The following is an 8,621-nucleotide window of genomic DNA, read 5'->3' on the forward strand; positions in this document are numbered from 1 at the left end:
GTGTCCGCGGTCACGGCCACGCGCGGCAGGAGGTCGACGGGGGATGCGACGGTGGTGGATCGGGGTCGCGCTGGGCGCGGTGACGCTGGCGCTGGCCGCGTGCAGCACCAGACCGGCCGGCATCGACGGTGACCTGGTCGACGACTGGCCGGTGATGGCCGCGCCGGAGGTGTTCACCCCGGCGGCGCAGACCTGCCACACCCAACCGCAGGACGTCGGATACCTCGGCGGGTACGCGCCGGTGGACTGCGCGCAGCCGCACCGGGCCGAGACGCTGCACGTCGGGCGGCTGGCCGGGGCGGGCGGGACGGCTCCGCCCGAGGCCGGCAGCCGGGCGATGCGCACCGCGTACGGCGAGTGCGACCGGGCCGTCCGGGGCGTGCTGGGCGGCGACTGGCGGACCGCCCGGATCGGGCTGACCGTCGTCTTCCCGTCGCCCCGGGCCTGGATCGGCGGGGCCCGCTGGTTCCGCTGCGACGCCCACGAGATGCGCGGGCTGGACACCCCCAACCCGGTCCGCCGCACCGCCAGCCTGGCGGGCACGCTGGAGGGGTCGTCGCCGTTGCGGCACGGCTGCTTCGAGGCCGAGACCAAGGGTGACGACGTCACCGAGATGGTGGCCGTGAAGTGCAGCGCCCGGCACCGGGCCGAGTTCGTCGGGGTGTGGAAGGCCCCGGCCACCAGCTACTCGGCGTTCCTCAAGGACAGCGCGCGGGCGCACCGCGCCTGCCGCAGTCTGATCGCGAAGTACGCCGGCGTACCCGACGACGGCAACCTGCAATACCGCGTCGGCACGATCTATTACCACCCCTCCGAGCCGGACTGGCGCAGCGGCGACCGTGGGGTGCAGTGCTTCCTGTGGCTGCACGAGCGCACCCTGACCCGGTCACTCAAGGGCGGCGGCACCCGGGCCCTGCCGATCACCTGACCCGGCGGGCCCGGGGCGCTTCGCCCGGGCCCGGGAACGCGGTGCGGCGAGGCTCAGGTGCGGCGCAGCAGAGCCAGGAACATCGCGTCGGTGCCGTGCCGGTGCGGCCACAACTGCACGGTCGGCCCGTCGCCGAGCCCGGGCATGCCGGCCGGCAGCAACGGCCGGGCGTCCACGAAGTCCACCGGTGCGCCGCAGCGGCGGGCCGCCTCGGTGACCGTCACGTGCGTCTCGACCACGTGCGGCGAGCAGGTCACGTACGCCACCACCCCGCCGGGGCGTACCGCCCGCAGCCCGGCGGTGAGCAGCTCACGCTGCAACCGGGTCAGGGCGGGCAGGTCCGAGGGCTGGCGCCGCCAGCGCGACTCCGGCCGGCGACGCAGCGAGCCCAGGCCGGTGCAGGGCGCGTCGACCAGCACCCGGTCGAAGTGTTCCTCCGGCAGCTTCGGCTCGCCGCCGACCAGCCGGCCGTCGGTGTGCAGCACGGTCACCGGCAGCCCCCGGGTCGCGTTCTCGACCAGTCGGGCCCGGTGCTCGGCCACCTCCACCGCGGTCAACCGCGCGTCCCGCTGCGCGGCGATCGCGCCGAGCAGCCCCGACTTGCCGCCGGGACCGGCGCAGAGGTCGAGCCAGCGGCCGTCCGGCCCGTCCAGCGGCGCGGCGGCGAGGGCGTCGGCCACCAACTGGGACCCCTCGTCCTGCACGTGCGCCCGGCCGTCGACCACCGCCGCCAGGTCGCCGGGGGCACCGCCGCCGAGATAGACCGCGTACGGCGAGAAGGCGCCCGGAGCGCCACGCACCTCGTCGGCGAGTTCGACCGGGTCGGCCCGGCCCGGCCGCGCGCACAGGTGCACCGGCGGGCGCTCGTTGTCCTCGATCAGCAGTCGGGTGGTCTCGCCGAGGTCCCCGCCGAGCGCCTCGGAGAACGCCCGGACGATCCACTGTGGATGGCTGTAGGCGAGGGCGAGGTGACCGATCGGGTCGGTCTCCAGCGGCGGTGCCAGCCGGGCCACCCATGCCTCGTTGTCGCGCTCGGCGACCTCGCGCAGCACCGCGTTGGCGAAGCCGGTGGCCCCCGGGCCCACCACCCGCACCAGGTCGACGGTGGACGACACCGCCGCGTGGGCGGGCACCCGGGTGTGCAGGAGTTGGTACGCGCCGATCCGCAACGCGTCACGGACCGGCGGATCGATCCGCTGCACGTCCCGACCGGCGGCGGCGGTGAGGATCGCGTCGAGCGTGCCGACGTGGCGCAGCGTGCCGTAGGTCAGCTCGGTGGCGAAGGCGGCGTCCCGGCCGATCAGTCCCTCGTCGCGCAGGATCGCCGGCAGCACCAGGTTGGCGTACGCGTCGTCCCGATGCACCGCCGCGACCGCCTCGTACGCGGCGTGACGTGGCCGGTCCGCGGCGTTGCGCCCGCTCCGGGGGCCACGGCGCTCGGGCCCTCGACGAGCGGTGGTCTCCCTCACGCGAACTCCTCCCCGGTGGCGACCCGGACACCGCGTGCCCAGTCGGTCGCCGGCATGACCCGCTTGCCCGCCGCACGCACCTCGCCGAGGCGGACCGGGACGGTGGCCGTGCCGGCCAGCACCCGCGCCTTCTCCACCAGCAGCTCACCGGGCTTGAGATCGGGGCCGTCGGGTGCCGGGGTGACCGGGCCGAGCTTCACCCGCTCGTCCCGGAAGGTCGTCCACGGGCCGGGCGCCGGGGTGCAGGCGCGGATCCGGCGGTCCACCGCGAACGCCGGGTCGGCCCAGCGCACCCGGGCATCCTCGACGGTCAGCTTCGGGGCCAGCGAGACCCCGTCGGCGGGCTGCGGTTCGGCGCGGGCGGTGCCGTCCTCCAGCGCGTCCAGCACCGCCACCAACAGCCCTGAACCGCTGTCGGCCAGCCGCTCCAGCAGGTCGCCGGAGGTGTCGGCGGGTCGGATCTCGTCGGTCAGGGTGCCGTACACCGGCCCGGTGTCCAGCCCCTCCTCCAACTGGAAGACGCTGGCCCCGGTCAGCTCGTCGCCGTGCAGCACGGCGTGCTGCACGGGTGCGGCACCCCGCCAGGCCGGCAGCAGCGAGAAGTGCAGGTTCACCCAGCCGTGCCGGGGGATCTCCAGCGCCACGGGGGGCACCAGCGCGCCGTAGGCGACCACCGGCACGCAGTCCGGTGCCAGCTCGCGCAGCCGCTCCAGGAACTCCGGCTCCCGGGGACGGGCCGGCGTCAGCACCTCGACGCCGTGCTCGTCGGCCCAGGCGCCGACCGGTGAGCGTTGCAGGCCACGACCGCGTCCGGCCGGGGCGTCCGGCCGGGTGACGACGGCCACCAGCTCGTGCCGCGAGGCGGCCACGGCGGCGAGGGCGGGGACGGCGACGGCCGGCGTACCGGCGAAGATCACGCGCATCGACTCACCGCCCCAGACCGAAGGGGCTGCCGCTGCCGTGCGGGCTCAGCTTCACCGTGGGCGGCGCGGCGACGTCGTACCACTCGGCCTGCCGGATCGCCTTCATCGCCTCCTTGCGGCCGGCCTGGTCCAGCCGGTCGATGAAGAGCACCCCGTCCAGGTGGTCGGTCTCGTGCTGCACGCAGCGCGCCATCAGGCCGGTGCCGACGATCTGCATCGGGTCGCCGTAGCCGTTGAAGCCCTTGGCGATCACGTTCTGCCGTCGCTTGGTGTCGAAGTACAGCCCGGGGATGGACAGGCAGCCCTCCGGGCCGTCCTGCTCCTCCTCGTCGGGGAACTCCAGCACCGGGTTGACCAGGTGACCGAGCACGTCGTCGACGTCGAAGGTGAACACCCGCAGGCCCACCCCGAGCTGCGGCGCGGCGAGGCCGGCGCCGTTGCGCTCACGCATGGTGTCGGTCAGGTCGGCGACGAGCGAACGCAGCTCGACGTCGAAGTCGACCACCGGATCGGCCGGCGTGCGCAGCACCGGGTCCCCGAACAGACGGATGGGCTGAACGGTCACGCGGGTCGGCTCCTTAACGGTGGGACGGGAGTGCCGTACCAGTCTACGGAGTGCCCGCGGAGGTGCCGGTCGGCGCACCACGATCGGCGTGCGGCGCCAGCTCGCCGACGGTGACCGGCAGCGTGTCGTACCCGCGCAGGGTCAACCGGGTGCGGTGGCGGGGGGTGCCCGCCGAAGCCAGCCCGGGCAGTCGCCGCAGCACGGCCGGGAACGCCACCTGCGCCTCCAGCCGGGCCAGCCCCGCACCGAGGCAGTAGTGCGGGCCGGCACCGAAGGAGAGCGGGCCGAGCTGGGCCCGCCACGGGTCGAACCGCGCCGGCTCCGGGTACCGCCGGGGGTCGCGGTTGGCCGCGCCGAGCAGCACCAACATCCAGCTGCCGGCGGGCACCTCGACACCGCCGAGGCGGACGGTCGCGGTGCTGGTCCGGGTGGTCAACTGCACCGGCGAGTCGAAGCGGAGCAGCTCGTCGACGTACGCCGGGGCGTGCTCCGGGTGGCGGCGCAGCACGTCGGCCTCCCGCGCGTGCGCCAGCAGCACCGCCAGGCCGTTGCCGAGCAGGTTGGTGGTGGTCTCGAAGCCCGCCACGAGCAGCACCACCAGGTTGGCCAGCAGCTCCTCGCCGGAGAGCCGGTCACCGGCGTCGTGCGCCTGCACGAGCGCGGTGGTCAGGTCGTCGGCCGGCTGTCGGCGGCGGGCCGCCACCAGCTCGGTGAAGTAGTCGCGCAGCTCGGTGGCACCGGCGTCGGCCACGGCCAGCTCCGCCGGGGTGATCTCGGGTTCCAGGACCCCGGTCAGGTCGGCCGCCCACCGCCGGAACAGCGGACGGTCGGCGGACGGTACACCGAGCAGCTCGCAGATCACCGCGACCGGCAGCGGGTAGGCGAACTCGGCCATGAAGTCGACGGGTACGCCGTCGCGGCCGGCCGCCGCCATCGCCGTGATCAGCTCGTCGGCCTGGGCGGACACCACGTCCCGCATACCCGCGATCCGGCGCGGGGTGAACGCGCCCGCCGCCAGGCGCCGCATCCGGCTGTGGTCCGGCGGGTTGGTCCGCAGCATCGACCGGGCGATCGACGACAGCGCCGGGCTCTCCCGCCACTGCGGCAGGACCTGGTCCCGCAACTCGCCGTCGAGCACCTGGAAACTCGGGTCCCGGAGCAGTTCGTCGGCCTCGGCGTACCCGGTCACCACGAACAAGCCGGGACCGGCCGGGACGACGTGCCCGAAAGCACGCATCCGCTCGTACGCCGGATAGGGATCGACCCGCCCGGTGGGCGACATGAGTAGCGCGAGCGTGCCGGCGGCGTCCATGGCGGCCTCCTGCGGGTCGGGAGGTTCCATCATGCCCGCGCCGCACGGCGGCGGTTCACCCCGCGGTGCCGGACTCCCCCGCCAGCACCGCGTCCCCGCCGAGCAGCGCGTGCTCCGGCAGCGGCAGGCGGATGTCGTGGGCCGCCTCCCAGTCGTGGATCAGGCTGGGCCGGGCCTGCGCGGCGAAGTAGTCGACCGCGCTCATCCCCCCCACCACGGGCTCGTCGACCTCGGCCACCAGCCGGCCGGGCACCAGCCGGAACCCGCCGCGCAGCGCGGCGCTGAGGCGACGGTGCCCGTCCACCACGAAGAAGTACTCGCCGGTGTAGCCGATCTCCAACGGCTCCAGGGCGGTCTCACCGGCGGCGACGACCTCGTCGACGACGCTGGAGTCCCAGAGCCCGCGCAGTTCCGTCACGTCCTCGGTCGGGTAGACCCGGGCCGGGTCGAGCAGCAGCAGCGGCGGCGCGGCGCGCAGCACCTCCGGGGCGAGCCGGCCCTCGTACGCGTCGACGATCCGCTCGATCACCTCGCCGGCGGGCGCCCGGGTGGTGTCGCAGACCAGGTCGTAGTTGCGCAGCCGGGCCTTGTCCACGCCGTACCGGACCACGAAGCGGTTGCGCTCGCTCTCGCTGCGTTCCCGCAGCTTGGCCTTTGCCTCCTCCATCGAGGTGTAGCTCTCCGCCGGGCCGGAGGGCCGCAGCAGCACCCGGCGGGCCGCCTCACCCGGCTCGGTGATCATGTGCACCTTGAGCGCGTCGGTGAAGAAGTGCCAGGCCAGCCGCGAGTCCATCACCAGGCTCTCGCCGGAGGCGGCGATGTCGCGCTGGAGCTGGTCGACGTAGCCGTCGACCGCCTGGTCGAGTTCGGCGTGCAGGTTGAGCTGGAGCGCGGTCATCTGACGCTCCTGGGCCATCTGCCGGTACAGGTCACCGACGCTGACCCGGCGCAGGCCGAGCCGCTCGGCTATCACCACCGACACGGTGCTCTTGCCGCTGCCGAGGTCACCGTTGAAGACGATCGACTGACGAACGGTCACGACTGGTCCACCCCTGATCACCGGCTGTACTGGATCGTCATCGATATCGCGCCGGACCGACCCGGTCCCGCCGTCACCACGCCGACCCGCGACAACTCCGGCTCCACGTGCCTGACGCCGCGTCACGACCTGGACTCGTCGTGCGCCCCGGCATGACGGGCGATGCTACCACCTTGACCACGGGACTCCCGCGCGCGCAACTCGGGAGCGGCGCGTCGACACCACACGCGAGGATCAGGTCACATCCGGCGACCGGCAGTCACTCAGCGTCACCGTTCGGCGTCAGAACAGCGTGAGCGGGTCGACCTGGAGGCGTACCGGTTCGGCGGCCTTGCGGGCGGTGCGCGACCCCGCCGCCGCGTGCAACGCCTCGGCCATGGCCGCCGCCCGCGCCCGGGGCACCCGGACCAGCATCCGTTCCCGGTCGCCGTCGGCCGGCACCGGGCCGAGCAGTTCCGCCTCCTCCGGCAGCCGCGCCTGCGCCAGCAGGTCGGCCACCGCCACCGGCAGCCCGGTCACGCTGGCCATCCGCATCGCGGGCGGGAAGCCCAACTCCCGCCGCTCGGCCAGCTCCCGGGCGGCGAACCAGCCCGGATCCCACCGCAGCAACGCCTGCACCGGCGCCAACGCGCCGTCGGCGACCACCACCACCCGGCCGCCCGCCGCCGCCGGCCGGGCCAGCGCGGCAGCCGCCGCCCAGCGGCGCAGCGCCTCCTCCCCCGCCCGCAGGTCGGCCCGGGTGAGCATGGCCCAGGTGTCCAGCAGCAGCACCGCGCCGTACCCACCTTCGGCGACCGGTTCGGCACCCGGCGTGGCGATCACCAGTCCGGCGCCGCCGGGCACGTCGGCCAACACCTCCTCCCGCCCGGAGGTCCGGACCGCCACCCCGGGGAAGGCCCGGCCCAACTCCTCGGCGGTACGCCGGGCACCGGTGACCGAGGCACGCAGCCGCCGTCCCCCGCAGTGCGGGCAGGCGTACGCGGCGGCGACCCGGCCGCACCAGCGGCAGGCCGGCGGCCGTCCGGCGGAGGACAACGCCAGCGGCCCGGCACAGTGCGGGCAGCGGGCCGGGGTCCGGCAGTCCTGGCAGGCCACCGAGGGCATGTAACCCCGACGGGGCACCTGCACCAGCACCGGCAGATCCGCCCGCAACGCCTCCCGGGCCGCCGTCCAGGCCAGGCTCGGCAGCCGCGCGGTCGCCGCGCCCGGATCGCGGGCCAGCTGCGGATCGTCGCCGGTCGGAGCGACCGCCGGGGTACGCGCCCGCAGCACCGTCCGGTCCGCGACCACCTCGCGGGCCCAGCCGGTCTCCACCAGCAGTTGCGCCTCGGCGGTACGCGCGTAACCGCCCACCAGCGCCGCCGCGTCGTCGAGCTGGGCCCGGGTGAGCAGCACCTCGCGGGCGTGCGGGTACGGGGCCCGCAACTCGGCGTGCAGGTCGTCACCGTCGTCCCAGACGGCCACCAGACCGAGCCGGGCCACCGGAGCGAACATGGCCGCCCGGGTGCCGATCACCACCGGGGCGGTGGAGCGGCGGGCGGTCAGGAAGGCCCGGTAGCGACGGGCCGGTCCCGACGCGGCGGAGAGGCAGACGTGCCGCCCGGCGCCCAGCGTGGCGGTGAGCGCGGCGTCGAGCCGGTCCAGGTCCCGGCCGTCGGCGACCACCACGAGCGCACCCCGGCCGGAGGCCACGGTGGCGGCGACGGCGGTGGCGTAGCGGGCCGCCCAGTCCTCCCCCGGCAACGCCGACCAGACGGCCCGGGGCGACCGCCCCTCGGTCAGGGCGCGCAGCAGCGCCGGTCCGGCCGGGTAGTCCCGCCACCCACCCGGATCGCGTGTCTCGGGGGTGGGGGGCGTCTCCGGGGTGGGGGTGGCTTCGGTGACCGACGGCGCCTGGTCGGAGGGCGGGGTGAGGATCTCCTTCTCGACGCGGGCGTGCCGGGGCGGCACGGCGAGGCGCAGCACGTCGGCGAGGCTGCCGGCGTACCGGTCGGCGACGGCCCGGGCCAGCCGTGCCACCTCGGGTGCCAGCACCGGCACCGGCGAGACCACCTTGGTCAGGTACACCGGCTTCGGGTGGTCGGAGCGGTCGGCCCGTTCCAGCACCCAACCGTCGACGAGTTGACCGGCGAAGCGGACCTTCACCCGCGCGCCGGGGACCGCGTCGTCGGCGAGGTCCGACGGGACCAGGTAGTCGAAGAGCCGATCCAGGTGCGGCAGCGGTACGTCGACACAGACACGAGCGACCGGCGACCCGTCAGCGGGTCGCCGGTCGTCACTCCTCGTGCCGGTCAGGCTCCTGCGGCCGACTTGAGGTCGGCGGCCCGGTCCGTGTTCTCCCACGTCAGATCCGGCAACTCCCGACCGAAATGCCCATACGCCGCC

The 8,621-nt window shown here is 75.1% G+C and carries 7 protein-coding genes; 1 reads left to right on the top strand and 6 read right to left on the bottom strand.

All coding sequences use genetic code 11. From position 1 onward, the window contains the following. The first annotated feature begins 43 nt into the window (after positions 1 to 43). Positions 44 to 928: a septum formation family protein gene (locus ABZ738_RS31780; protein ID WP_357219503.1), complete on the top strand. Its 885-nt coding sequence runs from the start codon at positions 44 to 46 to the stop codon at positions 926 to 928. A 53-nt stretch (positions 929 to 981) separates the two neighbouring features. On the opposite strand, the gene ABZ738_RS31785 is transcribed toward ABZ738_RS31780, so the two are convergent. The 6 genes from ABZ738_RS31785 to ABZ738_RS31810 form a co-directional block, all read right to left on the bottom strand. Further along, positions 982 to 2,397, bottom strand: a complete 1,416-nt coding sequence (locus ABZ738_RS31785; RefSeq protein ID WP_303393482.1) for a transcription antitermination factor NusB — start codon at positions 2,395 to 2,397, stop codon at positions 982 to 984. Beyond that, positions 2,394 to 3,320: a methionyl-tRNA formyltransferase gene (gene fmt, locus ABZ738_RS31790; RefSeq protein ID WP_131055812.1), complete on the bottom strand. Its 927-nt coding sequence runs from the start codon at positions 3,318 to 3,320 to the stop codon at positions 2,394 to 2,396. The genes ABZ738_RS31785 and fmt overlap by 4 nt, the downstream gene beginning before the upstream one ends. A gap of 4 nt (positions 3,321 to 3,324) precedes the next feature. Then, positions 3,325 to 3,885, bottom strand: coding sequence for a peptide deformylase (def, locus tag ABZ738_RS31795; protein ID WP_131055810.1), 561 nt, complete (start codon positions 3,883 to 3,885; stop codon positions 3,325 to 3,327). Positions 3,886 to 3,928: 43 nt separating this feature from the next. Continuing rightward, positions 3,929 to 5,197 carry a cytochrome P450 gene (locus ABZ738_RS31800; protein WP_131055814.1) on the bottom strand — a complete coding sequence of 423 codons (1,269 nt, stop codon included), beginning with the start codon at positions 5,195 to 5,197 and terminating at the stop codon, positions 3,929 to 3,931. Positions 5,198 to 5,252: 55 nt separating this feature from the next. Beyond that, complete coding sequence (locus tag ABZ738_RS31805) at positions 5,253 to 6,236, bottom strand: AAA family ATPase (protein WP_131055808.1); 984 nt, start codon at positions 6,234 to 6,236, stop codon at positions 5,253 to 5,255. 282 nt (positions 6,237 to 6,518) lie between these two features. Then, a complete protein-coding gene (locus tag ABZ738_RS31810) occupies positions 6,519 to 8,456 on the bottom strand; it encodes a primosomal protein N' (RefSeq protein WP_357219512.1) in 1,938 nt (645 codons plus the stop codon). Between the last annotated feature and the right edge of the window lie 165 nt (positions 8,457 to 8,621).

Origin of the sequence: Micromonospora sp. NPDC047793 (assembly GCF_040642635.1) — a bacterium.
GTDB lineage: Bacteria > Actinomycetota > Actinomycetes > Mycobacteriales > Micromonosporaceae > Micromonospora.

Excerpts from the sequence above, each read along its gene's own strand:
- ABZ738_RS31780 (WP_357219503.1), top strand. The coding sequence starts at position 44 with ATGCGACGGTGGTGGATCGGGGTCGCGCTGGGCGCGGTGACGCTGGCG.
- fmt (WP_131055812.1), bottom strand. The coding sequence starts at position 3,320 with ATGCGCGTGATCTTCGCCGGTACGCCGGCCGTCGCCGTCCCCGCCCTC.
- ABZ738_RS31800 (WP_131055814.1), bottom strand. The coding sequence starts at position 5,197 with ATGGACGCCGCCGGCACGCTCGCGCTACTCATGTCGCCCACCGGGCGG.